The sequence below is a fragment of the Pseudanabaena sp. PCC 6802 genome, assembly GCF_000332175.1.
Lineage (GTDB): Bacteria > Cyanobacteriota > Cyanobacteriia > Pseudanabaenales > Pseudanabaenaceae > PCC-6802.
The window spans coordinates 3,832,166-3,857,237 of record NZ_KB235914.1 but is presented as its reverse complement, the minus strand read 5'-3'; the positions used below and the strand labels follow the sequence as shown (position 1 = coordinate 3,857,237).

Here is a 25,072-nt window from a genome sequence, read left to right as displayed (position 1 = left end):
ACATGCGTAGCATATTCCCGAAATATCCTAAAAACCGCGTGCGTCTTGGGGGATAAAGGCGCGATCGCTTGGCAATAGAGCTACAGGCTCGGTCAACATAAATGTCCCCGCAACAATCCACTCTTTTAATGCGATCGCCACCTGTTCGGCCAGAAATATACTTGCCAAAGGGGCAGTACGGATAGTCTTACCGCCAACCGTAATTTTGCCAGATTTAAGTTGGGCATAGGAAACGCTACCAAAAGTGGGACGCACGCGACGGGGAATGGAGAAATCAATTACTGGTGCCACAATATCCTCATCCCGCACCGCTGCTCTAGTTATTACCTCCTCATTCAAGACGGGAATCGGTACGCCCACACCCAGCATCAGAGAAGCACCGTAGTTGTGGAAGTAGCAACCCTTCACCCATTTAGAGTCCATCTGTTTGGCATCGCCAATTAATGCCAAAGTCGCAGCAGGCCCAATGGGAGTGCGATTTGGCAATCGCTTTTGCAAAGGAAAATGTTGCGTGCCCTCCCACGCCACATAGCCAATTCCACCTCCCATAAATATCCTGGTACCTATCCCCACAGTTTGCAAATCGGGATCGTTCCACAGAGGGGAAATAGCACCGGGATTGGAGTAAACCGCATTTCCGAGGCGAGCTTGCAAAGGCCCCAGGTATGTATAGAGGGCTTGTTCGCCGCTATTTACTCCCACAATAAAGTTTTGATAGAGATTGCGAGGATTAAACAGATAAAACTGATTGATGCTGTCTTTACTAATCGTGGACTCAAAAGATGCCCTGGGATAGCAGTCGTTGGGATGACCGATCGCTCTGAGGCTGAGGGACTTACCAGCAATCAAATCGGCGATCGCGTGTCCGCCGCCGCGATCGATCTTTTTCTCATCTTCACCCAGTTCGACTTCCTGAGTTGCGCCCAGATATAAATCCACTGCCCCAAAACCCGCATAGGCAGGCACGCCATCAATCCAGCAGGAGCGGATTTTAATAGGCGGATCGGTATGACCGAGATTGATGATGGCACCGGATGATTCCATTGGCTCAAAGGTGCCCGTCGCAATTACATCCACCTGCTTCGCTGCCTGCTTTACGCCTACTTCTGCCACCAGAGCTTTTAATTCCGTGACAGTGAGGACCTTGACAGTTTTTTTCGCAATTTTGGCATTAATCTCGGCGATCGTCTGAGCCATATCGTCAAATCCAGATTTATCAAACTCACGTTGATTTAAATTCTTACTTATTAAACGCTATAGGGTCGCAGGGGCGCAGCCCCCGTTCTGATTTTATTCCCCTCTCCCTGAGGGAGAGGGGCTAGGGGTGAGGGCTTCAGGCTCTTAGAACAATCTGATAGAGCAATCTGAATCTACTCGTCCTCCGCAAATTGATAGCGATATAGCTCGTCGGGGCTGGGTTCGGGCGATTGTTCTGCAAACCTGACCGATTCCTCCACAATGGTCTGGATCTTTTTATCGATTTCTTTCAATTGCTTTTCCGAAGCCAGACCGTGCTCCATCAATTTACTGGCAAAGATTTCGATCGGATCTCGACCAAACCATTCGTCTTTTTCCTCCTTCGGCCTGAGTTCGTCGGGATCGGCCAGCGAGTGCCCCCGGAAACGATAGGTCATGCATTCTAGTAGGGTTGGGCCTTCACCGGCGCGGGCGCGGCGAATTGCCTCTTGGGCATACTTGCGCACGGCTAATACATCCATACCATCAACTTCATAACCCGGCATCCCAAAAGCTGCTGCCTTCTTGTAGATGGCAATGTCTGAGGTGGCGCGGGTGTGCTCCATCCCGATCGCCCACTTGTTATTTTCGATGACAAAGATAATCGGCAGCTTCCACAACTGTGCCATGTTCATGGTTTCAAAGAACTGACCGTTATTGGTGGCACCATCGCCAAAGAAGCAAGCCGTCACCTGGTCAGCATTAGCATTGCCCAGTACTTCCCGGCGATATTTAGTTTGGAACGCAGCACCCGCCGCCACGGGAATGCCCTCGGCAACAAAGGCAAACCCGCCCAGGAAATTGCACCTGGAGGAAAACATATGCATGGAGCCGCCGCGTCCTTTACTACAACCGGTGACCTTGCCGAATAGTTCCGCCATCACCTCATTCGCCGTAACGCCTGCACTGAGGGCGTGGACGTGATCGCGATAGGTGCTGCACGTATAGTCATCGGGGCGCATGGCTTTGATAACACCCGTGGCAACTGCTTCCTGCCCGTTGTACAAATGGACGAAGCCAAACATTCTGCCGCGATAGTACATTTCGGCACACTTGTCCTCGAAAGTACGCCCTAAGACCATGTCTTCGTAGAGCATTAAGCCTTCAGATTCAGATATTCCTAGAGGGCTAGAGGTTGTAGTAATTGGGTCTTGAAGCATTGCCGAATAACAAGAGATATCCTTGATAGTTTAGATCATAATAGCTGCACAACTGCCCGATCTGCCACAATCGTTTCATTAGTAAGCAAATCCTCGACTGTAATGCGGAGCGTGCGCTGTTCGTCTACATAAAATAATACTTTGATCCGATCGCTACCCGGTTTCCCCGGCGGTTGCAGTTGCGCGATCGCTCTGCCAGTATCGTTATCGTTTAGTGCCTGCACCGACATTTGCTTTTGCTCTAAGTTGCGGGTTACGAGGCGATCGCCATCAAAATACACTTCCGTACTGGCTTCTCCCAACTCGCCAATCACCAACTCAATGCTCGGCTGATTGGGTAAGGATGCACCCAACAAGAGTTCCACCGGCTCTGCTAGGGGATAGGGTTGCCCGGATTTCACAATCGGGTGCCAACCGTGCTTTTTATAGCGTTTATCCCAAAAGCGCACGCCGTAGCTGTGGTAGAGAAAATCCTTAATTTCCCAGCCCTGGCTTAAGGCTCCGTGGGCGATCGCCTCAAATGGTCGATCGGCCTTGACTTTTTCCGCCGAAAAATGTCGTTCTGCCCAATTCCGCACGGCGGGAATCTGGGCTGTGCCGCCAACGAGTAATACGCCATCAATATCTTTGAGTTCGATACCCTGCCGTTTTGCCTGCTGGTTAATTTGCTCTACGGCTTCATCCAGGCGATCGAAGAACTGATTTTGTTTCAAGATCTGCTCAAAACTATCGCGATCGAGATCCAGCAGGTAACTATCGAGAGCGAGATCGTCAAACCATACTTCACTGGCGCGATCGCTCTTAGAAAGCGCTATTTTTACTTTCTCCGCGAGGCGGGTAGTCAGGGAGTTTTTGGGTAGATTTTGCGTGGTATGGAAGTAGTCTACCAACCAATTATCGATATCGATACCGCCGAGGTTAATCCCAAATTTTGCCAGAACCTTGGCGGTCTGAGATTGCAGCTTAGCATTCACGGGGCTAACGTCGCGGTTACCCCATTTCAGCAAAAATCCCAGCGGATTTTGCCCAGGCGTATTGGTATTTGTAGTATTTGTAGCGCTTGCTTGCAGGTCGGGTAAATTTAGCTTCACCAGAGCCAGATCGAGCGTGCCACCACCAAAGTCAACCGTAAGGATAGTTTGGGTGCCAGGGGTTAGCCCATAGCCCAGAGCAGCGGCGGTCGGTTCGTCCAACAGGCGAATTTGCTTAATATCTAACTGGGCGCAGACATCGGACAGCCACTGGCGATATGGTTCAAAGCTATCCACTGGCACGGTAAAGACCAACGAGTCAATCTCGGGCAGTCGGTCGATAATGCGTCGCAGGAACCACCCCCCTACCCGTGCAAAGCTAACCGCTTCTCCATCTAGCTCTGGCACAAATCCAGGCCCAGGGTTACTAATGGCACGTTTAAAACTGCTAAAAAATCTCTGTTCGCCTTTAGCAAGTTTCACATCCAGGCCGCGATCGCGCACCTCTTGACCGACTAAAACATCAGCGGTTTGGGCATTCTGAACGTAGACCAGACTAGGGATCAAGGGCGGGTTACCTGCGATCGTGGTGCTGAGATCTGGTAGTTTGACAGTTTCCACCTCACCCAATTCATTGATTCTGGCTACAACCGTGTTGCTAGTGCCAAAGTCGATCGCGTAGTGCATGGCAGGCTCGAAATAGTAGAATTCATAGTCATTTTAGCGAAAGATAGGGCTGTTAGCTGTTAGCTGTTAGTTGTTTGGGGTTTAGCTTGTAGGGTGTTGTTAGGGACAGCGTAACGTACCAGCAAATTCAGAATTGGATTGAAGAATCACTATCTCCTGAATAAATTTTTCACCGCGATCGCAATATCATCCTGCTTTACCAGCGATTCCCCCACCAACACTGCACTAACACCGCAGCCCACTAAAAACTCCAAGTCGGCATGGGTAAAGATGCCAGATTCGCCAACCCAAAGCAGATTTTGACGAGTCGCGTCGTCCAGTCCTGCCATCAATACTTGCGTTGTCTGTAAATCGACTTGAAAAGTCTCCAGATCGCGGTTATTGATCCCAACTACCCTTAAATCTTCCAGTTGCAAAACGCGCTCTAGCTCGGCAGCAGTATGAACCTCCACCAGAGCGGTCATCCCCATCGCATGAATGCACTCCTGCAAATGCACCAGATCGCCGTCAGATAAAATCGCTGCAATTAATAGCACCGCATCGGCACCATAGGCTCTAGCGATCGCCACTTGCAGCGGATCGATAATAAATTCCTTGCACAGTAATGGCAGGTCAACTGCTTGACGAATCAGGTGAAGATTATTAAAACTGCCCTGAAAAAAAGTTTCATCCGTGAGTACGGATAGGCAGGTAGCACCGCCACGCTCGTACGCCTGGGCGATCGCTACGGGATCGAAATCCGGCTTGATGATGCCCTTACTGGGGGAAGCTTTTTTGACTTCTGCAATTAAGGCGGGCTTGGTGCGGCTATGCAATAACGCGGCGCGAAAATCTCGTGGTGCTGGAGCATGGTTAATTTTATCTTCGATCGTATCTAGCAGTCCTGGGAACAACTCGCCTGCTTCGATTTGGGCGATCTCCCTTTCTTTTTGCCAGACAATTTTCTCTAGAATATTTTGGGGTAGAGCCTCAGGCTCGGCGATCGCATAGCCGCGTTCGAGGCTAGAGGCGAGACGGCGACGGATTTGCATGGGGAAATTTTTGTTGTAAAAATCCATTGGCGTAGGGTCAGGTTTTGTAAAAGCGCTACTGGTCGCAATCGAAAGCTTCTTGCTAAACCTGCCCTTACATGTAGCGCATCGATAGAAAATTCATAACAAGAAATCTTGCGATTAGGCTTAGTAAGGCTAATTTAGCGACTGCATCATTGTCAGAATGCCCTGTTGCCCCAAAAGCATCTCGCGGATCAAGCTAAATAAACCAACACCAATTACAGGCGTAATGTCCAGGCCACCTAAAGGGGGGATAAATTTTCTTAACAAGAACAACAACGGCTCTGTGGGAATAGCAATTAGCTTATATGGATACTTGTCCAGCGACACCTGTGGGTACCAGGTCAAAATAATCCGAAATACGTACAGGAGGATTAACAGACCAAGCAGTATATTTAAGCTCAAAAGACCAGCTTCGTTAATATCCACAATATCCACCACAGTTAAGGTACGAAAATTAGCTTTCAGCGGTCAGCTTTCAGCCACGAAAACGACGCGATCCCAATGGGATCGCTATGTATATCTTAACTATTTTGTACTCCGCTAAGACTCTGAGTTTTGAAAAATACTCAGCACTGGCAAGCAAGCCCCAATACATGAAGCGATCGCTGCCACACCCCCAAAAATATGCGGAATTTCAAAGTAGGAGATCGCTTCATCTGCCATCAATGGCAGTGTTACGAGCAGCACGCATGAAACGCCGAGACGGGGTAAAAGTTTTTTGAGCATAGTCTTCACACCTTAAACTCGGCAAAAACAAAATTTTGCATAGTTAAGCATTCCCGCAAATGCCCTCAAAATTTATCTACCGTCAGAGGTATTTGTGTATGGGTTTTATAGCTTTCGGCGGTCAGATCTAAGCTGCCATACTTTCGACACTCAAGGGCACCCAGCCGCCTTTAGCGGTTAAACCTAATAACATTGACTCCTGCGGATGAATTCGCTTGCCCGTTAAAACGCATTTTTCTTCCTGCTGGGCGATCGCTGGTACGCTAGCCCTAATTTCCTGGCGGGCAATTTGCGATCGAGGTGCAGATGAACTTTGGGAATGAATGTACTGCCATAGAACATCGCGAATCAGTGCCTGATACCCCTGGTTCCCCGCCAATTCTTTCAGCCGCTCTTTGAGTTCCCGTTCCAGGCGAATGCTGGTTACTTCCATTTCGGTGGTGGAGATTTGATGTAGTGTTTGCACGATGTTTACTCCTTTCGATAACAAATTACGACGGGTGAGATAAGGAACTATTTAGAAACTATAGCCATAGACAGATCTGTTAGGACAGGGGGTGTGGGGGCTGCGCCCCCACGCAGGGGTTTCACCCCTGCACCCCGTCCTAAGCCTGTTGGCTATAGCTATATAAATATGTCCGAAAATATAGTAGACAAATCTATACTACAAGTGTAGTATTTTATCTGGAGATTTCAATAGCTTTCCATGTATTACCCAACAGCCACATTACAAATAGGTATGCCGAGCCTCCTCGACTTGCGAGCCGCTATGCTCGCTGGCATCAGCCTATCCAATGGCTATGGCGTGGATGGCAATAAATTTAGAGGCATTCATAAACCCACAGGCAACTCTGTCGGTACCAATAGCGCAAATGGCGCGCAAAATCCAGTCACGCGAGATTGCCATAACTTCCAACCCAACGGAAGCCAATTTTCAGAATTAAGGAGCGCAATTAGCTCGCTAATTAACTCGCTCAGCTCGATTAACTGGTCTTTAGGAGAACATCCGCAGACCAAGCAAGGTAGGGGATACAGCCGATCGCGATCGATAGTATCCAGGTAAAAATAGACAAACTCAGTCTTTTACCCCCTGCTTTGCGACAAAGTAGGGGGTTATTTTATGACCTCATAGCCCCCTGCTCCTCACCCACCTCAATTTTCTATAGCGGTTTTCAAGATCGGACGAAGTAGGAGGTTGGGGGCGTTGCCCCCAGGTTGGGGTTCCACCCCTTTACCCCGATCGATAAAACCCGTTCTCAATTGAAAAACGCTATAAGCCCAGGCTTTAAATCAGTGGAGTAAAACGGTGACACAGGCAAAACATTTAGAACCAGAAGTACTGCGACAGACGGTAGTAGTATTTTCGCAAAACTATCTGCCCATCTGTCGAATCAACATCAAACGAGCGATTGCGCTTCTGATTGCAGGTCGTGCTGAACCCCTAAGTTACATGGGCGATCGGGGTTGGCAGGTGATCGCACCGCGCCTGGTGCTATTCGTACCGGAGCATATCCGTCTCACGATTGGCAAAACCGAGCGGCTGTGGCGAGTTCCACCCGTTAATCGCAAAGAGGTACTGCGGCGCGACAACCACACCTGCCAGTACTGTGGCAGTGTAAAACATCTGACGCTCGACCACGTGCTGCCCCGTTCTAAAGGCGGCTCCCATACATGGGAGAACGTCGTCACTGCCTGCGAGCGGTGCAATCAGTCCAAGGGCGATCGCACGCCTCACGAGGCAGGGATGACCTTACGAACTAAGCCCAAAGCTCCCGTACATCCTACAGTTGCCTTTGCCGAACAATTTTGGCGGGAACAAAAGGGAAGCCACAGCTAGGGTTAGTCGATCCCGAAGCGATACCTAAGTGAGTTTAGAAAACCTGTGAGAATTTCTAGTGAATTAGATACCCACTAGAAGCTCCCAACAGAGTTCTTGCGACTAAAAGGGAATATCAAACAACTAACAGAGTTATGTTGAAAATCAACTATATCGAATCCGGATTGCATTTGGAGTGGACTGCCTGCTCTGTGGAATCCTTTGTCTCCAATCGCGTAATTTTGGCACTGCGCAGTGGTGCTACGATTCACGTCGAACCCGGCTGTGCTTCATTTCTACTGCCAATCCAAACTCCCGATCTAGCGCTTTTAGATGAAGCGATTAGAAGCGATCGCTCTAAAACCATTTCGCTGGGAATCGTTGATGCTCAGTATGTGGAAGTTAGCGTTAAGGGCGTATGGGTGGCATCCGCTCCCGATGCTGAAGAAGGAATTTTCGCATCTGCTTTGAGCGATCGCGTGGAATTCTATCTGCATAGGGTATGGCAGTTGACTCAACCTCACGCAGGTGTTAGCACGTCATAACTACATTAGGGAGATGCGGTTAGATAATGCCCCACCGTAGGATGCATTACGGCTATCGCCTAACACATCGCAGGCATCTTATTTTGCGCAAATCCCTTAGATAGATATGTGTCTTAATAAACGTGTGGCAACCATCTAATGCGAACTCGTAATAATCGCGCAGGAGGGTGGGCACGAAGCACTACCACCTACAAGGGACAGGAAATCCAAATAGTGAATTTGGGACTTCCAAATATCTTCTAAAAAAATTTCCAAAACCTATTGACAAATTTGTAATACATATACTACAGTATATTACATGGATGACGAAAGGATTCCAACCGAACCATGAAAACTAAATAGTTTGCCATCAAGTAATACCAATTTAAATTGTTGTGGTTACGGATGGGGTGTGGGGGCGTTGCCCCCACGAAGGGTAGGCAGGGCGGTCTTGGGGGTTCCCCGCTAGAGCCACTGCCGTGTGGAACCCCTTCACCCCGTTCGATCTGTCATGTTTACTGTTCAAATTGGTATAAAGAAAGAGAAATTCAACTTCTGGTGGAAATCGAAATAGCGAAAGCCACGCGATCGAGTGCAGGCGAAGAGCTAAAAAGCCTATTGGTAACTTTAGGGGTAGCGCCCCCGTGCCTGACCTCAACCAATTGGGCTAACTGCGAGGAGATTTCTCCTGCAAATATTTATGAGAGATTTCTCAAGTTTCCAGAAGTTGACTGATGGGGGTATAGCTTAGCGGTTTAAAGCAGCGGCCTGTCGAGCCGAAGATCGGGAGTTCAAATCTCCTTACCCCCGCTGATAGCCTTGTGGACGAGCAGATAAGTCGTTCTGATTCTCAGTCAGAAAGAAGCGGGTGCAACTCCCGTCAAGGCTCCCAAATGGCTGAGTACCCAAGCGGTTTAAGGGAGATGCCTGCAAAGCTTCTATGCGTGAGTTCAAATCTCACCTCAGCCTTGGATATAGCACTTTTCAATTGAGAACAAGTTTCATTGATGGGGTGAAGGGGTTCCACACGGCAGTGGCTCTAGCGGGGAACCCCCAAGACCGCCCTGCCTCCCCTTCTTGGGGGCAACGCCCCCAAACCCCCTACTTAACTCCAATCTGAAAACCGCTATATAGTGGCAGTGTAGCTCAACGATAGAGCAGCATCCTCATAAGATGATAGGTTGTGGGTTTGACTCCCGCCACTGCTACCAAAATGCAGGGATGGTGTAATTGGCAACACCTCAGTCTCCAAAACTGATGTTCCGGGTTCAAGTCCTGGTTCCTGCGTATTTCTCTTTCATATTTTTAGCGTAAAAATTTCATGGCTGTAGGGGGCAGGTTTTGCATAAAGGTTATTGGCAATATCCGACAGTACCTGGCTAAACCTGCCCCTACGTGAGATATGGCAATGAAAGAACGCGAGAAAGTTTTCATAGTGCTGTACGCAAATGGTTGAAGCGGGTGCTCTTTCAAAGCATCGATTGCGGGTTCAAATCCCGTCAGCACTATAGCGCTTTTCAATTGAGAACGGGTTTTATTAATGGGGTGAAGGGGTGGAACCCCTTCTTGGGGGCAACGCCCCCAAACCCCCTACCTAACTCCGATCTGAAAACCGCTATATCAACTATGGGTCGGTATGCAAGCGGCTGAAGCAAGATGTCTGTAAAACATCCGGTTAATCCCACGTTGGTTCAAATCCAACCCGCCCCATTTTGGGAGAGGTGGCTGAGTGGCTTATAGCACCTTCCTGCTAAGAAGGAACGGTTCAAAAGACCGTCGATGGGTTCAAATCCCTCCCTCTCCTTATCCCCCGGTAACTCAGTTCGGTGAGAGTGCCTGTCTGAAGAACAGGAAGTCATCCGTTCAAATCGGATCTGGGGGGCTTATTGCCTTGTAGCTCAATGGCAGAGCGATCGCCTGTTAAGCGGAAAGATGTAGGTTCGAGTCCTACCGAGGCAGTTGGTGCCGAGTAGACGAATTGGCAAAGTCCCCACTCTCTGAAAGTGGAGTTGTGTAGGTTCAAACCCTACCTCGGCAGTTAATCGGAAGTACGCAAATAGGCAAAGCGATCGCGCTTTGAACGCGATGTTTGGAGGTTCAATTCCTTCCTTCCGAGTTTGCTCCTGTAGCCCAACGGCAGAGGCGACTATCTCAAAAGTAGTCAAGTGTGAGTTCAAATCTCACCAGGAGTATTGGAACTATGCTCCTATAGCCCAACTGGCAGAGGCGACTGGCTTAGAAGCCATTTAGGAAGTAAAAGGCGCACCAAAAGCAGGTATAAATACTGATGAAGTCTAGTATAAACCTGAAGAGATGCGCCGATCCTATAATACCGATTTATCCAACCAAGAATGGGAAATTATCGCACCCATGCTACCCAAACCATCAAAATGGGGTAGGCCACCCAAAACAAATATGCGAGAGTTACTGAATGCCATTTTCTATATACTCAAAAATGGTTGTACATGGCAGAATCTACCCCATGACTTTCCGCCTTACTCAACGGTCTATTTCTACTGGCAAAGGTGGGAAAGAACTGGGCTACTGGAGGAGATTAATCGCAAATTGAGCCAACAATTTAGGGAAAAGGTTAGTAAAGAGGCGACCCCAAGCTTGGTGAGTATCGATAGCCAGAGTGTGAAGACAACAGAAAGTGCGGGCAGTCGAGGTTTTGATGGCGGTAAGCAAATCAAGGGCAGAAAACGCTTCGCTATGGTTGACACCTTGGGCTTAGTTGTAAAGGTGTTGGTGTGTGCAGCTAACATCGGTGAAAGAGCAGGAGCTAAGCAGTTGTTACAGAATCTCACATCTCCATTACCACGATTAGAGAAAATTCTGGTTGATGCTGGATTCTCTGGTGATGAAATCACACAATGGGTCAACGACAACTTCGGATGGCTTTGGGAAGTTAGCAAACGGGCAGACAATCAGAAAGGTTTTGTAGTGGAGTCAAAGCGTTGGGTGGTAGAGCGAACCTTTGCTTGGTTAGGTAATTGTCGTAGACTAAGCAAGGATTATGAATTTTATGAGCAAATGTCTGAATCGTTTATTTACTTGGCTTTAATCCGCAAAATGCTAAGAAATCTGGCAACTGCGACTTCCTAAATGGGTTCTTAAACCCAGTTCGATGTGGGTTCGACTCCCACTAGGAGTATCCAACTACGCTCCTGTAGCCCAAAGGCAGAGGCACTGGCATCAGATACCAGTTAGTGCAGGTTCAAATCCTGTCAGGAGTATTTCGGGATGTAATTCAGCGGCCAGAAGCCATGCTTTGGGAGCATGGAGTCGTTGGTTCAAATCCAACCATCCCGACTTTACCCCTGTGACGTAATTGGAAACCGTCGCAAGCTTAGACCTTGTGTTTTTGCAGGTTCGAGTCCTGTCAGGGGTATTTGCTCCCGTGGTGGAATGGTATACACACCAGTATGAGAGGCTGGGTTTTACAGGTTCAAATCCTGTCGGGAGTATTGTCCGGGTGTGGCGCAGCTTGGCGAGCGCGACTGCTTTGGGAGCAGAAGGTCGTGGGTTCAAATCCTACCACTCGGATTGATAAAAATGGGTCATTGGCAGAGTGGATGGATGCGCTCGCCTTTTAAGCGAGACTAGACTGGTTCGATCCCAGTATGACCCTTTGCAGGGATGGAGCAATGGCGGCTCGCGACGCTCATAACGTCGAGATCGGCAAGTCCGAATCTTGCCCCTGCCACCAAATATGCTGGTGTAGCTCAATTGGAAGAGCGATCGCCTTGTAAGCGATGGGTTACGGGTTCAATTCCTGTCACCAGCTCTGTTGCCAACTCATAAAGCAACGCTTGACGTACAAAAAATGCGTACGGAACAAAAAACCGAAATCTAAACAGGAGGTGGGGAGATGACAATTATGACAGTCACAGATGCATTGGCAGAACTGACTTTGCTTGAAAAGCGGATTGCTTCTGCCACAATCGAGCTGGATAATAACACGCTGATCGCTGTAGTTGAAGTGGGTAAGGTGCCAACTGGTTATAAAACTCGCGAAGAGCATCAAACCAAGGCAAGAGCGGCTCTGCAAAAGGTAGATGCCCTGATTGTCAGACGGCGGGGAATTAAGCGATCGCTGGTTCTCTCAAACGCTGCAACGATGGTAACTGTGGCAGGTCAAGAGATGACTGTCGCCGAAGCAATTGAGATGAAGAGTTTCATCGCGTACTACGAAGGGGTTCTCAGAACCATGCAGTCAGCCTATGCTCGTGCCCGCAAGGATTACGACGTAGCTCAAGCGCGTGTCAAAGAGCGTCTTGATAAACTGGCGATCGAAGTCTTGGGAAAAAACGCTTCTTCTGAGAAATATCAAAATCTGGCTGATAGCTTCCTTGCTCGTGAGGGCATCGAATTGCTCGATCCAGTCCGTCTGGCAGAAGATACTGAGAGAAGGCAATTCTTCATAGAAGAGTTTAAATCTACTGTCGATCGCGTTCTTTCTATTAGTAACGCTAGAACTATGGTAGAAGTACCAGATTAAAGTTTGAATATTGCTGGCCGTCTGAAAATCTCTAAATTTATGGTTTGAGATGGATAGCTCAATGGCTGAGCGTCATGCATGAAAGCGTGAAGTTGCTGGTTCGACTCCAGCTCCATCTTCCATGAACCTTAAAGTTTAAAGCTCAACGCTTAACACTCAAGGGTCATGTCTCAATCTTTAGCTAATCAAGTCTAAAAGGTTAACCCATAAACCTCGATTAAATCCTGGAGATTGGTTGCAGGTTCCATAAAACCTTGAGATTTCCACCAGGCTGGACGGTCAGCAACCATCATGCGGATATGGTGCAAAGGAAAGCATGTGAGGCTTCCAACCTCTTGATATGGGTTCGACTCCCATTATCCGCTTGGAAATTTGCGGGTGTGATGTAGCGGCTAGCATCTGAGTCTGCCAGTCTCAGCGCAAGGGTTCAAATCCCTTCACTCGCTTTCCACTTTTCGTGGAACTTAACAAACATAGTCCTGTAGCTCAACGGGAGAGCACTTGCCCTACAAGCAATGGATTGCGGGTTCGAATCCTGCCGGGACTATATCTTTTATATCAAAACAGGTAAAACTATGAGCGAACATCGATTAAATGAGATCGTTATTGAGCGACCGCGAGGCGGCATGAGAATCAGATCTAAAAGCATCAAAGGCACTAAGAAGATGCTCTATAAGCTCTCCCAAGAAGCATCTGATGACGGACTGTTCCGTCCTTATCTGATTAAAGTAAGGAATAAGACTAAGTGGCTCTCCGACCATCTTGGCCCTTTGCGCCGCCTGTTGCTGTCCAAGGTGGGCCAACCTTGGAATGATGTTTATCGGGATCTCTGTCAGCGGCTCGATCGCAGCACTACCATCGGTCAGCACGTTATCGATCATCTTTGGGACTATGTGGAGAGACATGTCAAGATCGTCGAGGGCATTCCCTATCGCAAAACCTGTAGGGGCTACCGAAATTGTCAACTTACTAAGTGGTGGGATCGAAGCCAATTTTATATTCATCCCGATACGGGCCTTCTTTGTTTGGCAGTGCGATCGCCCAAGCCCAAACCAATGATAAAACCCCAACAGCGAGACGATATCGTGAGAATTGATGCAAATCACTACTATCGCAAGTTGGATGGGGTTTGGTATATTGTGACGTTTCGAGACTTCCCTCCTTTGGAAAAAGTAAGGGATGGAATTCTCAAAGAGTGGATTACACATCAAGTGGCAGAGCAAGAATATGGTAGGGCGGTTTATGCTGCCAGCAAACGTCAGTGTAACAAAAAAGAAATCAAAATGATTCTTGCCAGGATCGATGGGGATGTAGCTCAACGGACAGAGCATCACTCTTCTAAAGTGACTCGTGCAGGTTCGAGTCCTGCCGTCCTCGTTATGGGTCTGTAGCTTAACTGGGAAAGCGTCTACCTTGCAAGTAGAAAGATGTCGGTTCGACTCCGACCAGAATCCACTGATGGTGTTTGAAGTCAAAGCGGTCGAGACGCTGGCCTGTGAAGTCAGTTGTTAACGGGTTCAAGTCCCGTCAAGCACCCTTTTTATTGGGGATATAGCTCAATTGGCAGAGCGATCGCCTCTTAAGCGATTGGTTGTGGGTTCAAGTCCCACTATCCCCTTGTGTCTGAGACCAAAGCGATCGCGGTGCTGGTCTGTGAATCCAGTATTAGCCAGTTAGAGTCTGGCCAGACATCCCAAATGGAGAGTACCGCTAAATGGTTGGCAACTAGTCTTGAAAACTAGGGTAGGGTAACGCTCTAGGGGTTCGATTCCTCTACTCTCCTTTCCCACCGAAGGCGGAAATAGCGACGCGCACAGCCGATAACTGTGTTGTCAGGAGGGGCAGTACCTCCTCGGTGGATTTCCCTCTGCTAGTGGAGCTAGCGCTGATGCTACGAACGTCGGATGCGGTGGTTCGATTCCACCCAGAGGGGTTCTCCCTTGCCTGCTGGATTTTGCAGAGCTGTCTTTCCGAAGGACGGCGTACCAAGTTCGATTCTTGGGTAAGGGGCTATACATTTGCTTGTTGGCAACACTACAGATCGCCCCCCAAGTTCGTCGAGCCAGTTTCACTCTCTAAGCAATGGAGCGCACTAGCATTCTCAAACTAACCAGGCGCGAATTCTAGCTGATAAAGCGTCAATGATAGCTGTAGCAGCTACCAAAATAATCAAAATAGCGCAGACTTTCTGATATTGAAACGAGCCAAAGCTTTGATATAGCGAAACGCCAATTCCACCAGCACCAACAATTCCCAGGACAGAAGCAGAACGAACGTTCGATTCAAAGCGATATAGAGTAAATGAAGTCCACAGGGGCATAACTTGAGGGATCACTCCGTAAATAACTTCTTGCACCTTTGAAGCCCCTGTAGCGCGGATGCCTTCCACTGGCCCCATGTCGATCGCTTCCACCGCCTCTGAGAAGAGTTTCCCTAGGATACCAGTAGTGTAGACAAACAGTGCCAGTACTCCAGCAAATGGCCCCAACCCCACAGCAACTACAAAGATGAGTGCAAAAACTAATTCGTTAATGGCTCGGAGGATATCCAGTATGCGCCGCACGGGCTGTACGATCCAAAACGGACAGATATTATTGGATGCAAGAACTGAAAGAGGTACCGCTGCGATCGCTGCGAGCAAGGTTCCCCAAATTCCCATCGATATAGTATCGAGCGTTTCTTCCAGGTAATACGACCAATCCGAAAAATCGGGTGGGAAATATCCCCGGATGTATTCAGACATGTTATCCCCACGTGAAAGCAATTGGGGTAAATCGATCTCGCTCTGCATAAATGAAGCTATCAAAATCGCAATTGCGGCAATCGAGAATATCACCCGCTTTATTGTGACAAGTTTTGCTTCCCGTTCCAGCATGGCGATCGCTTCTGGAGAAAACCCAGACCCATTATTTGGGCTGTTGATAAGATTGTCCTGTTTTGGAGCTTTCATTCGCGATCGAGATAAAGGTTTAACCTCTTTGCAGAGCCTGAAGCTGGCGATTCAACTCGTTAAGCTTTTTCTTGTCTGCTTCGTTCAAACTATCTTTGTTTTTGATCTCCAGAACCTGCTTGGCAATGTCCAGTTCGCGAATTGCGTTCCAGGTCTTGTCCTGAGCAGCAGCAAAGCCTCCCCAACCCATAGGGGTGAGAATCTTGGAGTCTTTATAGTTGAAGAAGAAGTTGCGAAATTTCTTCTTTAGATCCTCTGGTAAATCCTTGCGATAGGCGATCGGATCGCTGGGAATAACGGGAGAAGTCCAAACAACTTCAAGTTTTTGGCGAGCGCTTGAGTTAGTTTTTTTCAGGCGCTCTAGAATTTCATTACTGTTTGTAGAAACATCAACCTGGTTGTTTGCTACTGCTAAAGCCGTTGCCTCGTGGTTTCCAGCGAAAACCAGTCGCTTAAATGCTTTCTTAGGGTCGACATCATTCTTAGCAAAAATGTAATAACTTGGCACCAAAAAACCCGAAGTGGAGTTAGGATCGTTAAAGGCAAATGTCAGTTTTGAGGCATTTTTGATGACGAATTTATCCCCACCCATCGCTTTTGCTTGCGTGGTTAAGGGATTCGCTTTATTCATAATCAGGTGGGAATAGTAGCCCTTTGTGCCATCGGTATTGACAACCTGGGCAAAAACCTCGGCGTTGGCAATTCTCGCCGCCTCAATATAGGATTTACCCCCATACCAAGCAACCTGTACTTTACCAAAACGCATTGCTTCAATAACACCGGCATATTGAGTGACGTAGAAAGGCTTGATGGGAACCCCGATTGATTTTGACATTTGCGCAATAAATGGCTCCCACAGAGGTCTGAGATTAGCCTGCGATTCTGTAGAGAGAATGCCAAAATTGATCTGCTTAATATCCAGCGCGCTTGCTGCTTCAGTGCCAGTTGAAAAGTCCGAGATGAGCTTAGTACCAGCTAGGGAGAGCGCAAATAAAGAAGCTGGCTGTACAAAAGAACGTCTTTTCATGATTAAATCCTTAAATTGATTCCTTAAACAGTAGAAATATAAGCGCGTAGGAGGAGAAAAACTGGATTCCGATCGTCAGTTCGGATTGTCCGATCTTTATTTCAGGTTCAGAATATAGCACTTTTCAATTGAGAACTGGTTTTATTGATGGGGTGAAGGGGTTCCACCCCTTCTTGGGGGCAACGCCCCCAAACCTCCTACTTGTTCCGATCTGAAAACCGCTATAGTTCTCAGACTAGGAGTTCTCCATGACCTGACATCACGAGTTCTGAAGCTGCCAACCCATAAAGGGTTTGCAACTTGGCATCGTTTAACATGGAGGTCAATCCGTCAAATGAAATCTCGCCATCTCTGAGCGCGATCGCTCGTTTGAAGTAATGGCGGACGTATTGAATCTGATGCAGGGCGCTGACAATGGTAATCCCGCGTTCTTGATTCAGTTCGACTAGCAATTCCATCACTTTACGAGCAGATTCTGGGTCTAGAGAAGCAATTGGCTCGTCCGCCAGAATAATCATGGCTCCCTGAACCAGGCAGCGAGCGATCGCTACCCGTTGTTGTTGCCCTCCTGATAAATGGGAGGAGCGTTTATATGCCTGTTCCAGAATTCCCACTCGCTCTAGTGCTGAGAGGGCGTGCAGCTTCTGTTCCTTATCAAACAGGCGTAGCGGCGATCGCCACCAATTCGTCCGGGACAGAGTGCCGATCAGGACGTTTTCCAAAACCGTCAACCTGTTTACCAGATTGAACTGCTGAAATATATACCCAATCTGGCTGCGCAGGGAACGAACGTTGGAATGATAGCGTCCATCCGTTTGCAAAGGGATGCCAAAAACTAAAACTGTCCCAGCGTCCGCAGTTGCTAAGCCATTTAGGTGTCGCAAGAGAGTGGATTTGCCAGAGCCGGAAGCTCCAACTAGCGCAACCATTTCTCCCGGTGCGATGAAGCACGAGATATTCTGTAGTGCAGGTTTGCCTTTAAAACTTTTGGACAAGTTACTGACTTCAATCGTTGCGGTCACGGAAATTTTCCTAGCCTAGAAACTGCATAACTTTCACTCTAAAGTTTCAAGGTTAAGAAACGGATAGGCTTAGGCAAACAAAAATTTAAGCTATGGTTAAATTCTGTTCTCAAACGCTAACTCAACGCGATCGCCTCTCAGTCGCGTCACGCCATATTCGATAACTTTCCCGGCGCGATCAACATTGACTGATTCGGCTAAAAGCACGGGCTGGTTGAGCGGTAATTGCAGCAAGCGCGCATCTTGCGGCAAAACCGAGCGGGCGGAAACTGTAGTGGAGCGACGAATATGATCGCAGCCATAATTCTGTTGCAACCACTTGGAAAGCGATTGAAGAGCTTGCAATTGTTCGAGGCTAAATGGATCGAGCAGGTTTGGAAAATGCTTGAGGGGAAAATAACCCGTTGTGATGCTAATCGGTTCGCCATCGGCAAAACCCAGCCTTTCAACGAGCGCTACAGATTCGCCTGGTGCGATTTCTAGCCCCTTTGCTACGGCAGTATCCGCTGGAGTCTCTAGCGCGCGCAGGAGTAGGAAGCTAGCTTGCCGCCCCTGGGCTTTAAGGGCTTCATTATAACGAACCCGATGCCCGATCGGATAGCGAATGGTGGGGCCAGCTACAAAAGTTCCCCGTCCGCGATCTACCCGCAATAATCCCTCTGTTTTCAGCAGGGAGATCGCCTGTCTCAGAGTATGTCGATTGACGGCAAACCGTTCTGCCAACTGAGCTTCCGTAGGTAATTGCTCGCCAACTCGATAGACATTTTGCTGAATGTTATGCCGCAGTTCGGCGGCAATTTGGACGTACAGCGGTGTAATTTCAGAGTTCATAAATTAGGGGTTGCAAAGTGCCAACCGTTCGGTTAATGTATTTTCAGCTCCAATTTGTCTAGACATATAGATAAGTTAAGACTAGTTTAAGATAACTTGGTTGCATATGGAACCCGCAATGACCCTGCAACTAGAACGACAAGCATGGATGGCAACCCTGGCAAAAGCTGCTCTCGGTACACTGGAGCAACACGTCGGCCAATTGGAGGGTATACCCAACTACAGCTTTTTGCGATCGCCGGAAATCGGTCTGGTAATGGTGCGAGGTCGAGCAGGCGGGAACGGTCAGGCATTCAACCTGGGCGAAATGCCAATCGCTCGCTGTGCCGTCCAGTTAGCACCTTCTCCCGAGCGCGAGGCAATTACTGGGTTCAGTTATGTGGCAGGGCGATCGCGCCGCCATGCCGAACTGGCTGCTCTGTGCGATGCCCTCTTGCAGCATCCCGACTGGCACGATCGAGTGCAGGCTGAAGTTGTTCGCCCACTCCGAGAACAGCGCGATCGCCAGAAAGGCATCCGGGATCGCCAAACGGCAGCGACTAAAGTTAACTTTTTCACGATGCTTAGAGGCGAGGTGTTGAGCTAAGATGACTGCGTCCTTTATTACTCCATCGCTTCCTGGTTTTGCCAACCCCGTCAATGATGCCCAGCAAACATTTCGAGCGCTGCTCGATGCCTGCGCCCATCCTGGTTTACCCAGCGCGATCGCATCTGAAATCCACCCACCTGTGGGGTTAACCCCTGCCTGCGCATCTGCTTGCTTAACGCTGTTCGACTTAGATGTAGCGATCTGGCTGCAACCGTCATCTGAGGCAGCAGTCAAAAATTGGTTGCAGTTTCATACGGGATGTCAGTTTGCGACAGAACCCAATCGCGCTGATTTTGCTGTCATTTCACAGATCGATGCCATGCCCGAACTCGATCGCTTCAATTGGGGCACCCACGAGCAACCGGAAGCCTCCACAACATTACTAATCCAAATTCCCAGTTGGGGAGGTGGGCGGTCTGTAACGCTTACAGGGTATGGAATTTTGGATCGGCGCGCAGTCCGACCGCAAGTTAATGCTGCGTTCTGGGAGCAATGGGAAGCAAATCATCAAGCCTATCCATTAGGGATTGATGTCTTCTTCTTTACAGGAGATGCTGCGATCGGCTTGCCACGCACAACTAGAGCAGTTAGATTGGAGGGAACGCCATGAGAAAAAACGCCTTAGAAATCCCCTTAGACATTCGTTGTGCCACCTCCGCCGATCTGCCTCTCCTTCAGGAACTTTATGCTGACATGGATGCAGAGAATCCATTACCCGCTGAAACGATCGCAGAACTATTCGACGCGATCGCGATGGTTCCCAACTATTTTATCTATCTAGCATTTCAGGAAAGCGGGCCAGTCGGTACGTTTAGCCTCCTCTACGTTCCCACCATGATGCATCGCGGCTATCACAAGTATGCCATCCTCGATGCCGTGACGGTGCGTTCGGATCGGCGCGGTCAGGGCATCGGCGCGGCGATGATGCGGGCTGCAATCCAACTCAGTGCCGAAGCGGGATGTTATAAAGTAGCGCTCTCATCTAATCTGAAACGCGATCGCGCCCATGAATTCTACCGATCGCTGGGATTCAAGCAACACGGTTGGAGTTTTAAGTGCGTTCTCAGTAAAACAAAAATGGAGGTCTGATGGCATGGCCTATGTAGCGGTTAAAGGCGGCGAAAAAGCGATCGAGAATGCGGAAATGCTCCTCCAGCAACTGCGGCGCGGCGATCCCACAGTTCCAAAACTTTCTCTAGAGCAGATCGAACAGCAACTGAAGCTAGCAGTCGATCGCGTCATGGCGGAAGGCAGTCTCTACGATCGCGAACTAGCAGCTTTAGCAATCCAACAATCCTGGGGCGATCTGGTGGAGGCGATTTTCCTGTTGCGCGCTTACCGCACTACGTTGCCCCGCTTCTACTACAGCCAACCGCTGAATACGGCAGAAATGCACGTCCGCCGTCGTATTTCCGCGATTTTTAAGGACGTGCCAGGCGGACAGTGCTTGGGGCCGACCTTCGACTACATCCACCGCTTGCTGGACTTCAAATTAATGGCTGAGGAGGAAGCGCCATCGTCTGCTCCAGAAGCAGAGGAAGAATTATTGCCCATGTCACATGCCACAGATATTCTGGAGCGTGAAGGAACGATTCAGGCCGAATCCAGCCTGGAAGAGGCAGCACCGATCTTCGATCTGACCCGCCAACCCCTCAGTTTTCCAGTTGGCAGAGATGCACGGTTGCAGAATCTCGCCCGCGCCGACGAGGGATTTCTACTGTCCCTAGCCTACTCAACTCAAAGGGGCTATGGTAAAAATCACCCTTTCGCTGGTGAAATTCGCATGGGTGAAGTGGATGTTGTCATTTGTCCGGAGGAATTGGGATTTGAGGTTGTAGTGGGTGAAATTACCGCTACGGAAGTGCAGATGGTGAACCAGTTTAAAGGTAATAAAGACAACCCGCCGCAGTTTACGCGGGGTTACGGTCTGGTTCTCGGACATAACGAACGCAAAGCCATGTCTGTGGCACTGGTCGATCGCGCCCTGCGAGCGGAGGAATTTGACGAAACGATCCGAGGACCTGCCCAAAATATTGAGTTCGTGATGTCCCATTCCGACAATGTCGAAGCTCAGGGTTTCGTCCAGCACCTGAAACTGCCGCACTATATTGACTTCCAAGCCGAACTCAACCTCATTCGCAAACTGCGTCAGGAGAAAGGCAGTGCGAACGGTTATAATGCCAACGGTCACCAAGAATTAGAAATGTCAGTATCGTCCGATTCGCTAGAAATATTGGGATGCTCAGGCGATCGCCTCGATCGTTCAACTACAGGATCGGGTACTCCAGTCGCAGAACCGATTTTGCCAGGAGGGGAGAGAGAAGATTGATGATGACAAACTCGAACCGCAATAACAAAGATCTGAACGGTAATGGCTATCTTGCCGAAGATTGGAATCACTCAACGGGATTCAATTTCGCTTACTTAGACGAGCAAACCAAGCGTTCCATTCGTCGCGCCATCTTAAAAGCTGTTGCTATCCCCGGCCATCAAATTCCCTTTTCCTCTAGGGAAATGCCCATGTCCTATGGCTGGGGCACGGGTGGCATTCAGGTGACGGCTTCCGTAATTGGCAAGGACGATATCTTGAAGGTTATCGATCAAGGCGCGGACGATACGACTAATGCCGCAAGCATTCGCAACTTTTTCAAGAAAGTCTGCCACGTAAAAACCACGCAGCAGACCGAAGCTGCGACCTTAATCCAAACCCGCCATCGCATTCCCGAAACACCTTTGCGAGAGGGACAGATTATCGTGTTTCAGGTGCCGATCCCCGAACCACTGCGCTGGCTGGAACCGTCAGCAGCGGAAACCCGCAAAATGCACGCTCTGGAAGAATACGGGCCGATGTACGTCAAGCTTTACGAAGACATCACGCAATACGGCCATATCGCCACCGCCTACGACTATCCAGCGATCGTCGGCGATCGCTACTTAATGAGTCCCAGCCCGATTCCGCGCTTTGACAATCCTAAACTGCACATGAGTCCGGCACTGCAACTATTTGGGGCTGGGCGAGAGAAACGCATCTATGCCATCCCTCCCTATACGCCTGTCAAAAGCCTGGATTTTGAAGACTATCCCTTTAGCGTGGAACGATGGGATCGAGCTTGCGAATTTTGCGGTTCAACGGAAAGTTACCTCGATGAAGTGGTTATCGACGACCGGGGCGGACGGCTCTGGATTTGCTCGGATACAGACTATTGCAATCAAAGGCAGTCACATGCAACCCCTACTCAAAGTACGACATCTTAGTAAATCCTACGGCGCAATTCAGGCGTGCGATCGCGTCTCTTTCGACCTTTATCCCGGTCAAGTGTTGGGAATCGTCGGCGAGTCCGGTTCGGGCAAGACGACCTTGCTGAACGCGATCGCGGGCAAACTCGCGATCGATATGGGCGCGATCTCCTACACCAACAATAATGGAGAGCCACTAGATATTATCCAATTACCAGAACCACAGCGCCGTCGGTTGATGAGAACGGAATGGGGATTTGTGCAGCAGAACCCCCACGATGGATTGCGGATGAAAGCGAGTGCTGGAGCTAATATAGCGGAGCGGCTGCTCGATGTGGGAGCGCGACACTATGGCAACATGCGCCAGGAGGCAGCTTACTGGTTGCAACAGGTGGAAATCGATCCATCTCGCATGGACGACGTCCCTACAACTTTTTCGGGAGGTATGAAGCAGCGCTTGCAACTGGCTCGCGTCCTGGTCACCCGCCCTCGCCTGGTTTTGATGGACGAACCAACCGGAGGATTAGATGTATCGGTACAGGCGCGCTTGCTGGATTTACTGCGATCGCTCGTCCGCACCTTTCACCTCAGCATCATTCTTGTTACCCACGATCTTGGAGTGGCAAGGCTTTTAGCCCATCGCCTGCTGGTAATGAAAAACAGCCAGGTCGTGGAAGAAGGGCTGACCGATCGGGTGCTGGACGATCCCCAGCATCCCTACACCCAACTTTTAGCAAGCGCTACCCTCACTCCTTAATCCAGAAGAGAATTCGCAAACATGAAAATCGCAGATGTTCGAGACATTCATACTTCTATCCAACCTACCTTCCAAAAGAGATTGCAGGTTGACAACTTGCATAAAAGCTTTACGCTGCATCAGCAAGGAGGAACCGAACTTCTTGTCCTATCTGGGGTTTCTCTGACGGCCAACGCTGGAGAATGTATCGCTTTGACCGGGCCATCAGGCAGTGGCAAGTCTACTTTTATGCGCTGCCTGTATGGAAATTATCACTGCGATCGCGGTGAAATTTGGATCGAACGCGACGGCGAGTGGGTAGATTTGACAAAACTGGAACCTCACGAACTATTGGAATTGCGGAGGAAGACGATTGGCTATGTCAGTCAATTTTTGCGCGTCATTCCCCGCGTGCCTGCCCTGCAAGTAGCTGCCGAACCTTTATTGGAACTAGGCATAGAAGCAGAGGTGGCAGAGAAAACGGTCGGAGAACTGTTTTGTCGCCTCAATTTGCCCGAACGCCTGTGGCAACTTTCTCCCACTACTTTTTCGGGAGGTGAAAAGCAACGGGTCAATATCGCCCGCGCTCTGGTGGTGGATTATCCAATTTTACTGTTGGACGAACCGACATCGGCGCTGGATGCCATCAACTGCGAAGTTGTCGTGGAGTTACTGGAGGAACGCAAAGCCAGAGGATGCACGCTGATTGGCATCTTTCACGATCGAGAAGTGCGATCGCGACTTTGTAACCGGGATTTATCCTTCACCCGCCATAATATCGATCGCGAATATACGGAATCATGAACGAACAGATTTATACTAATTATCGGCTCCTGCTACCCGATCGCGAGATCTTGGGCACCCTAGTCGTCCGCGACGGTACGATCGCCGACATCCAGCCAGACGTTGTGGCGATCGGACAGAATGGTGGCGGTGACTATCTCATGCCCGGTTTAGTCGAACTGCATACCGACAACCTGGAAACCTGTATTTCGCCCCGTCCCGGCATTCGCTGGCCCCTGGAGGCTGCCGCGATCTACCACGATCGCGAGTTGGCTGCCGCAGGTATCACGACCGTCTGCGATGCGATCGCAATCGGCGATGTTACGCCCACATCCCTGCGATTTAACCAATACGATGAGGCAATCGATGCAATCCAGAAGCGACAGCAGGCTGGAGGTTTCAGTGTGGATCACCGCCTACACCTGCGATGTGAATTGGGATTCGACCGCGTTTATGACATTACCGAACGCTATGCCAGCAGTCCCTTACTAGTTTTAATTTCCCTCATGGATCACACGCCAGGACAGCGCCAATTTGTCAATCTAGACAAGTTTAAAGCATATTACTCCGGCAAGCACGGCATCAAACCTGGGGAGATGGAGCGATTCATTCAAGATCGCCTCGACGACCAGCAGCGCCATGCTGAGAGCAGTCGTCGCGCTCTAGTAGCCCTGACCCAAGCGAGAGGAATCCCTCTCGCCAGTCACGACGACGAAACGGTGGAACACGTTCGCATCGCCTTGGAGGAAGGGGCGGCGATCGCCGAGTTTCCCACCACCTTCATCGCAGCAAAGGAAGCTCATACCAACGGTCTGCAAGTAATGGTTGGCGCTCCCAATCTAGTTTTAGGTGGTTCTCATTCTGGGAACGTATCCGCTATGGACTTAGTGGAGAGCGATCTAGCCGATATCGTTTCCTCTGATTACGTACCTCTGAGCTTGCTGCAGTCTGCCTTCACGATCGCGCATAAAACCGGCAAGCCGCTTTACGAAACCATCCATCTCATTACTAGCAATCCCGCCAAAGCGATTCGACTGGATGGCGATCGCGGTAGCCTGGAAATCGGTAAACGAGCCGATCTGGCGATCGTGCGCGATGACGGTGTAGTACCCAAAATTAAGGTAACCATCTGTCAGGGATATCGCGTCGCCTGACAGGAATTCTAGATATTCTCTACGCTCCAATCTGTAACCTGTAAGGTGAGCATTGTCCACCCTACAC

25 protein-coding genes and 30 tRNA genes are annotated in these 25,072 nt (G+C 49.4%); 43 read left to right on the top strand and 12 right to left on the bottom strand.

What is annotated here, in order from left to right; translation table 11 throughout:
- Positions 1–27: 27 nt before the first annotated feature.
- The 7 genes from PSE6802_RS0123870 to PSE6802_RS0123840 all read right to left on the bottom strand — a co-directional run bounded on the left by PSE6802_RS0123870 (position 28) and on the right by PSE6802_RS0123840 (position 6,301).
- Positions 28–1,197, bottom strand: coding sequence for a homocysteine biosynthesis protein (locus tag PSE6802_RS0123870; RefSeq protein WP_019502530.1), 1,170 nt, complete (start codon positions 1,195–1,197; stop codon positions 28–30).
- A gap of 173 nt (positions 1,198–1,370) precedes the next feature.
- A complete protein-coding gene (pdhA, locus tag PSE6802_RS0123865) occupies positions 1,371–2,396 on the bottom strand; it encodes a pyruvate dehydrogenase (acetyl-transferring) E1 component subunit alpha (RefSeq protein ID WP_026103513.1) in 1,026 nt (341 codons plus the stop codon).
- A gap of 35 nt (positions 2,397–2,431) precedes the next feature.
- On the bottom strand, positions 2,432–4,054 hold the full coding sequence (locus tag PSE6802_RS0123860) for an Hsp70 family protein (RefSeq protein ID WP_019502528.1): 1,623 nt from the start codon (positions 4,052–4,054) through the stop codon (positions 2,432–2,434).
- A 149-nt stretch (positions 4,055–4,203) separates the two neighbouring features.
- Complete coding sequence (gene trpC, locus PSE6802_RS0123855; protein ID WP_019502527.1) at positions 4,204–5,112, bottom strand: indole-3-glycerol phosphate synthase TrpC; 909 nt, start codon at positions 5,110–5,112, stop codon at positions 4,204–4,206.
- Between the two features lie 129 nt (positions 5,113–5,241).
- Positions 5,242–5,511: a YggT family protein gene (locus PSE6802_RS0123850; protein ID WP_225902704.1), complete on the bottom strand. Its 270-nt coding sequence runs from the start codon at positions 5,509–5,511 to the stop codon at positions 5,242–5,244.
- Positions 5,512–5,649: 138 nt separating this feature from the next.
- Positions 5,650–5,835, bottom strand: a complete 186-nt coding sequence (locus PSE6802_RS0123845; RefSeq protein WP_019502525.1) for a hypothetical protein — start codon at positions 5,833–5,835, stop codon at positions 5,650–5,652.
- Positions 5,836–5,962: 127 nt separating this feature from the next.
- Positions 5,963–6,301 (bottom strand): hypothetical protein, encoded by a 339-nt coding sequence (locus PSE6802_RS0123840; RefSeq protein WP_019502524.1) that lies wholly within the window; start codon positions 6,299–6,301, stop codon positions 5,963–5,965.
- 240 nt (positions 6,302–6,541) lie between these two features.
- Here PSE6802_RS0123840 and PSE6802_RS0123835 point away from each other — a divergent pair, with 240 nt between their 5' ends.
- The 30 genes from PSE6802_RS0123835 (at position 6,542) to PSE6802_RS0123695 (ending at position 13,223) form a co-directional block, all read left to right on the top strand.
- Positions 6,542–6,898 (top strand): hypothetical protein, encoded by a 357-nt coding sequence (locus PSE6802_RS0123835; protein ID WP_156815643.1) that lies wholly within the window; start codon positions 6,542–6,544, stop codon positions 6,896–6,898.
- A 243-nt stretch (positions 6,899–7,141) separates the two neighbouring features.
- On the top strand, positions 7,142–7,672 hold the full coding sequence (locus tag PSE6802_RS0123830) for an HNH endonuclease (RefSeq protein ID WP_019502522.1): 531 nt from the start codon (positions 7,142–7,144) through the stop codon (positions 7,670–7,672).
- 134 nt (positions 7,673–7,806) lie between these two features.
- Complete coding sequence (locus PSE6802_RS0123825) at positions 7,807–8,196, top strand: alr0857 family protein (protein WP_019502521.1); 390 nt, start codon at positions 7,807–7,809, stop codon at positions 8,194–8,196.
- A 715-nt stretch (positions 8,197–8,911) separates the two neighbouring features.
- Positions 8,912–8,985: transfer RNA gene (locus PSE6802_RS0123815), tRNA-Asp, on the top strand.
- Between the two features lie 5 nt (positions 8,986–8,990).
- Positions 8,991–9,067, top strand: a tRNA-Glu gene (locus PSE6802_RS33885).
- Between the two features lie 3 nt (positions 9,068–9,070).
- Positions 9,071–9,144 (top strand) — tRNA-Cys (locus tag PSE6802_RS0123810).
- Between the two features lie 166 nt (positions 9,145–9,310).
- Positions 9,311–9,386, top strand: a tRNA-Met gene (locus PSE6802_RS0123805).
- A gap of 4 nt (positions 9,387–9,390) precedes the next feature.
- A tRNA-Trp gene (locus PSE6802_RS0123800) sits at positions 9,391–9,462 on the top strand.
- 147 nt (positions 9,463–9,609) lie between these two features.
- Positions 9,610–9,683 (top strand) — tRNA-Glu (locus PSE6802_RS0123795).
- A gap of 120 nt (positions 9,684–9,803) precedes the next feature.
- Positions 9,804–9,885: transfer RNA gene (locus PSE6802_RS0123790), tRNA-Tyr, on the top strand.
- A 5-nt stretch (positions 9,886–9,890) separates the two neighbouring features.
- Positions 9,891–9,979: transfer RNA gene (locus PSE6802_RS0123785), tRNA-Ser, on the top strand.
- A 3-nt stretch (positions 9,980–9,982) separates the two neighbouring features.
- Positions 9,983–10,057: transfer RNA gene (locus PSE6802_RS0123780), tRNA-Phe, on the top strand.
- A 5-nt stretch (positions 10,058–10,062) separates the two neighbouring features.
- A tRNA-Asn gene (locus PSE6802_RS0123775) sits at positions 10,063–10,134 on the top strand.
- A 4-nt stretch (positions 10,135–10,138) separates the two neighbouring features.
- A tRNA-Gln gene (locus PSE6802_RS0123770) sits at positions 10,139–10,213 on the top strand.
- A 4-nt stretch (positions 10,214–10,217) separates the two neighbouring features.
- Positions 10,218–10,291, top strand: a tRNA-Gln gene (locus PSE6802_RS0123765).
- A gap of 3 nt (positions 10,292–10,294) precedes the next feature.
- A tRNA-Leu gene (locus PSE6802_RS0123760) sits at positions 10,295–10,367 on the top strand.
- Between the two features lie 121 nt (positions 10,368–10,488).
- The gene (locus PSE6802_RS0123755; protein WP_019498649.1) at positions 10,489–11,280 is read left to right on the top strand and encodes an IS5 family transposase; all 792 of its coding nucleotides are present in this window, start codon (positions 10,489–10,491) and stop codon (positions 11,278–11,280) included.
- A 58-nt stretch (positions 11,281–11,338) separates the two neighbouring features.
- Positions 11,339–11,411: transfer RNA gene (locus PSE6802_RS0123750), tRNA-Leu, on the top strand.
- Between the two features lie 3 nt (positions 11,412–11,414).
- A tRNA-Pro gene (locus tag PSE6802_RS0123745) sits at positions 11,415–11,487 on the top strand.
- A gap of 4 nt (positions 11,488–11,491) precedes the next feature.
- Positions 11,492–11,566 (top strand) — tRNA-Leu (locus PSE6802_RS33880).
- A 3-nt stretch (positions 11,567–11,569) separates the two neighbouring features.
- Positions 11,570–11,642, top strand: a tRNA-Leu gene (locus PSE6802_RS0123740).
- A gap of 4 nt (positions 11,643–11,646) precedes the next feature.
- Positions 11,647–11,721, top strand: a tRNA-Pro gene (locus tag PSE6802_RS0123735).
- Positions 11,722–11,732: 11 nt separating this feature from the next.
- A tRNA-Lys gene (locus tag PSE6802_RS0123730) sits at positions 11,733–11,806 on the top strand.
- A 1-nt stretch (position 11,807) separates the two neighbouring features.
- Positions 11,808–11,884, top strand: a tRNA-Met gene (locus PSE6802_RS0123725).
- A gap of 5 nt (positions 11,885–11,889) precedes the next feature.
- A tRNA-Thr gene (locus tag PSE6802_RS0123720) sits at positions 11,890–11,962 on the top strand.
- A gap of 84 nt (positions 11,963–12,046) precedes the next feature.
- On the top strand, positions 12,047–12,676 hold the full coding sequence (locus PSE6802_RS0123715; protein WP_019502519.1) for a hypothetical protein: 630 nt from the start codon (positions 12,047–12,049) through the stop codon (positions 12,674–12,676).
- A gap of 47 nt (positions 12,677–12,723) precedes the next feature.
- Positions 12,724–12,798: transfer RNA gene (locus tag PSE6802_RS0123710), tRNA-Ser, on the top strand.
- A gap of 171 nt (positions 12,799–12,969) precedes the next feature.
- A tRNA-Gly gene (locus PSE6802_RS0123705) sits at positions 12,970–13,041 on the top strand.
- A gap of 9 nt (positions 13,042–13,050) precedes the next feature.
- Positions 13,051–13,122, top strand: a tRNA-Gly gene (locus PSE6802_RS0123700).
- A gap of 29 nt (positions 13,123–13,151) precedes the next feature.
- Positions 13,152–13,223: transfer RNA gene (locus tag PSE6802_RS0123695), tRNA-Val, on the top strand.
- Positions 13,224–13,266: 43 nt separating this feature from the next.
- Here PSE6802_RS0123695 and PSE6802_RS35535 read toward each other — a convergent pair.
- Positions 13,267–14,007 carry a hypothetical protein gene (locus PSE6802_RS35535; protein WP_071592320.1) on the bottom strand — a complete coding sequence of 247 codons (741 nt, stop codon included), beginning with the start codon at positions 14,005–14,007 and terminating at the stop codon, positions 13,267–13,269.
- On the opposite strand from PSE6802_RS35535, the gene PSE6802_RS0123685 reads away from it, so the two are divergent.
- The 5 genes from PSE6802_RS0123685 to PSE6802_RS33870 all read left to right on the top strand — a co-directional run bounded on the left by PSE6802_RS0123685 (position 13,981) and on the right by PSE6802_RS33870 (position 14,459).
- Positions 13,981–14,053, top strand: a tRNA-Arg gene (locus tag PSE6802_RS0123685). The genes PSE6802_RS35535 and PSE6802_RS0123685 overlap by 27 nt on opposite strands.
- Before the next feature lie 4 nt (positions 14,054–14,057).
- Positions 14,058–14,131 (top strand) — tRNA-Ala (locus tag PSE6802_RS0123680).
- 6 nt (positions 14,132–14,137) lie between these two features.
- Positions 14,138–14,212, top strand: a tRNA-His gene (locus PSE6802_RS33875).
- 9 nt (positions 14,213–14,221) lie between these two features.
- Positions 14,222–14,294: transfer RNA gene (locus PSE6802_RS0123675), tRNA-Lys, on the top strand.
- Between the two features lie 81 nt (positions 14,295–14,375).
- Positions 14,376–14,459: transfer RNA gene (locus PSE6802_RS33870), tRNA-Ser, on the top strand.
- Positions 14,460–14,777: 318 nt separating this feature from the next.
- Here PSE6802_RS33870 and phnE read toward each other — a convergent pair.
- The 4 genes from phnE to phnF all read right to left on the bottom strand — a co-directional run bounded on the left by phnE (position 14,778) and on the right by phnF (position 18,506).
- Positions 14,778–15,626, bottom strand: a complete 849-nt coding sequence (phnE, locus tag PSE6802_RS0123670; protein WP_019502517.1) for a phosphonate ABC transporter, permease protein PhnE — start codon at positions 15,624–15,626, stop codon at positions 14,778–14,780.
- 19 nt (positions 15,627–15,645) lie between these two features.
- Positions 15,646–16,653, bottom strand: a complete 1,008-nt coding sequence (gene phnD, locus PSE6802_RS0123665; RefSeq protein WP_019502516.1) for a phosphonate ABC transporter substrate-binding protein — start codon at positions 16,651–16,653, stop codon at positions 15,646–15,648.
- A 230-nt stretch (positions 16,654–16,883) separates the two neighbouring features.
- Complete coding sequence (phnC, locus tag PSE6802_RS0123660) at positions 16,884–17,675, bottom strand: phosphonate ABC transporter ATP-binding protein (RefSeq protein WP_019502515.1); 792 nt, start codon at positions 17,673–17,675, stop codon at positions 16,884–16,886.
- A 96-nt stretch (positions 17,676–17,771) separates the two neighbouring features.
- Positions 17,772–18,506: a phosphonate metabolism transcriptional regulator PhnF gene (gene phnF / locus PSE6802_RS0123655; protein WP_019502514.1), complete on the bottom strand. Its 735-nt coding sequence runs from the start codon at positions 18,504–18,506 to the stop codon at positions 17,772–17,774.
- A 106-nt stretch (positions 18,507–18,612) separates the two neighbouring features.
- Here phnF and phnG point away from each other — a divergent pair, with 106 nt between their 5' ends.
- The 8 genes from phnG to PSE6802_RS0123615 are packed head-to-tail and all read left to right on the top strand — an operon-like array spanning position 18,613 to position 25,005.
- On the top strand, positions 18,613–19,092 hold the full coding sequence (gene phnG / locus PSE6802_RS0123650) for a phosphonate C-P lyase system protein PhnG (RefSeq protein WP_019502513.1): 480 nt from the start codon (positions 18,613–18,615) through the stop codon (positions 19,090–19,092).
- Position 19,093: 1 nt separating this feature from the next.
- Positions 19,094–19,705, top strand: coding sequence for a phosphonate C-P lyase system protein PhnH (phnH, locus tag PSE6802_RS0123645; RefSeq protein ID WP_019502512.1), 612 nt, complete (start codon positions 19,094–19,096; stop codon positions 19,703–19,705).
- Positions 19,702–20,184, top strand: a complete 483-nt coding sequence (locus PSE6802_RS0123640; protein ID WP_019502511.1) for a GNAT family N-acetyltransferase — start codon at positions 19,702–19,704, stop codon at positions 20,182–20,184. Before phnH ends, PSE6802_RS0123640 begins: the two co-directional genes overlap by 4 nt.
- A gap of 4 nt (positions 20,185–20,188) precedes the next feature.
- Positions 20,189–21,424 (top strand): carbon-phosphorus lyase complex subunit, encoded by a 1,236-nt coding sequence (locus PSE6802_RS0123635; RefSeq protein WP_019502510.1) that lies wholly within the window; start codon positions 20,189–20,191, stop codon positions 21,422–21,424.
- The gene (locus tag PSE6802_RS0123630) at positions 21,424–22,350 is read left to right on the top strand and encodes an alpha-D-ribose 1-methylphosphonate 5-phosphate C-P-lyase PhnJ (RefSeq protein ID WP_019502509.1); all 927 of its coding nucleotides are present in this window, start codon (positions 21,424–21,426) and stop codon (positions 22,348–22,350) included. Before PSE6802_RS0123635 ends, PSE6802_RS0123630 begins: the two co-directional genes overlap by 1 nt.
- The gene (phnK, locus tag PSE6802_RS0123625; protein WP_019502508.1) at positions 22,319–23,089 is read left to right on the top strand and encodes a phosphonate C-P lyase system protein PhnK; all 771 of its coding nucleotides are present in this window, start codon (positions 22,319–22,321) and stop codon (positions 23,087–23,089) included. The genes PSE6802_RS0123630 and phnK overlap by 32 nt, the downstream gene beginning before the upstream one ends.
- Positions 23,090–23,110: 21 nt before the next feature.
- Positions 23,111–23,872 (top strand): phosphonate C-P lyase system protein PhnL, encoded by a 762-nt coding sequence (gene phnL, locus PSE6802_RS0123620; protein WP_019502507.1) that lies wholly within the window; start codon positions 23,111–23,113, stop codon positions 23,870–23,872.
- A complete protein-coding gene (locus PSE6802_RS0123615; RefSeq protein ID WP_019502506.1) occupies positions 23,869–25,005 on the top strand; it encodes an alpha-D-ribose 1-methylphosphonate 5-triphosphate diphosphatase in 1,137 nt (378 codons plus the stop codon). Before phnL ends, PSE6802_RS0123615 begins: the two co-directional genes overlap by 4 nt.
- The last annotated feature ends 67 nt before the right edge of the window (positions 25,006–25,072 follow it).

Coding starts and splice junctions, on each gene's coding strand:
- PSE6802_RS0123870 (WP_019502530.1), bottom strand. CDS start 1,197: ATGGCTCAGACGATCGCCGAGATTAATGCCAAAATTGCGAAAAAAACT.
- PSE6802_RS0123640 (WP_019502511.1), top strand. CDS start 19,702: ATGAGAAAAAACGCCTTAGAAATCCCCTTAGACATTCGTTGTGCCACC.
- phnH (WP_019502512.1), top strand. CDS start 19,094: ATGACTGCGTCCTTTATTACTCCATCGCTTCCTGGTTTTGCCAACCCC.
- PSE6802_RS0123845 (WP_019502525.1), bottom strand. CDS start 5,835: ATGCTCAAAAAACTTTTACCCCGTCTCGGCGTTTCATGCGTGCTGCTC.
- PSE6802_RS0123615 (WP_019502506.1), top strand. CDS start 23,869: ATGAACGAACAGATTTATACTAATTATCGGCTCCTGCTACCCGATCGC.
- phnK (WP_019502508.1), top strand. CDS start 22,319: ATGCAACCCCTACTCAAAGTACGACATCTTAGTAAATCCTACGGCGCA.
- PSE6802_RS0123635 (WP_019502510.1), top strand. CDS start 20,189: ATGGCCTATGTAGCGGTTAAAGGCGGCGAAAAAGCGATCGAGAATGCG.
- pdhA (WP_026103513.1), bottom strand. CDS start 2,396: ATGCTTCAAGACCCAATTACTACAACCTCTAGCCCTCTAGGAATATCT.
- PSE6802_RS0123860 (WP_019502528.1), bottom strand. CDS start 4,054: ATGCACTACGCGATCGACTTTGGCACTAGCAACACGGTTGTAGCCAGA.
- trpC (WP_019502527.1), bottom strand. CDS start 5,112: ATGGATTTTTACAACAAAAATTTCCCCATGCAAATCCGTCGCCGTCTC.
- PSE6802_RS35535 (WP_071592320.1), bottom strand. CDS start 14,007: ATGCTCTGTCCGTTGAGCTACATCCCCATCGATCCTGGCAAGAATCAT.
- phnD (WP_019502516.1), bottom strand. CDS start 16,653: ATGAAAAGACGTTCTTTTGTACAGCCAGCTTCTTTATTTGCGCTCTCC.
- PSE6802_RS0123630 (WP_019502509.1), top strand. CDS start 21,424: ATGATGACAAACTCGAACCGCAATAACAAAGATCTGAACGGTAATGGC.
- phnF (WP_019502514.1), bottom strand. CDS start 18,506: ATGAACTCTGAAATTACACCGCTGTACGTCCAAATTGCCGCCGAACTG.
- phnE (WP_019502517.1), bottom strand. CDS start 15,626: ATGAAAGCTCCAAAACAGGACAATCTTATCAACAGCCCAAATAATGGG.
- PSE6802_RS0123755 (WP_019498649.1), top strand. CDS start 10,489: ATGCGCCGATCCTATAATACCGATTTATCCAACCAAGAATGGGAAATT.
- phnG (WP_019502513.1), top strand. CDS start 18,613: ATGGAACCCGCAATGACCCTGCAACTAGAACGACAAGCATGGATGGCA.
- PSE6802_RS0123715 (WP_019502519.1), top strand. CDS start 12,047: ATGACAATTATGACAGTCACAGATGCATTGGCAGAACTGACTTTGCTT.
- PSE6802_RS0123835 (WP_156815643.1), top strand. CDS start 6,542: ATGTATTACCCAACAGCCACATTACAAATAGGTATGCCGAGCCTCCTC.
- phnL (WP_019502507.1), top strand. CDS start 23,111: ATGAAAATCGCAGATGTTCGAGACATTCATACTTCTATCCAACCTACC.
- PSE6802_RS0123825 (WP_019502521.1), top strand. CDS start 7,807: ATGTTGAAAATCAACTATATCGAATCCGGATTGCATTTGGAGTGGACT.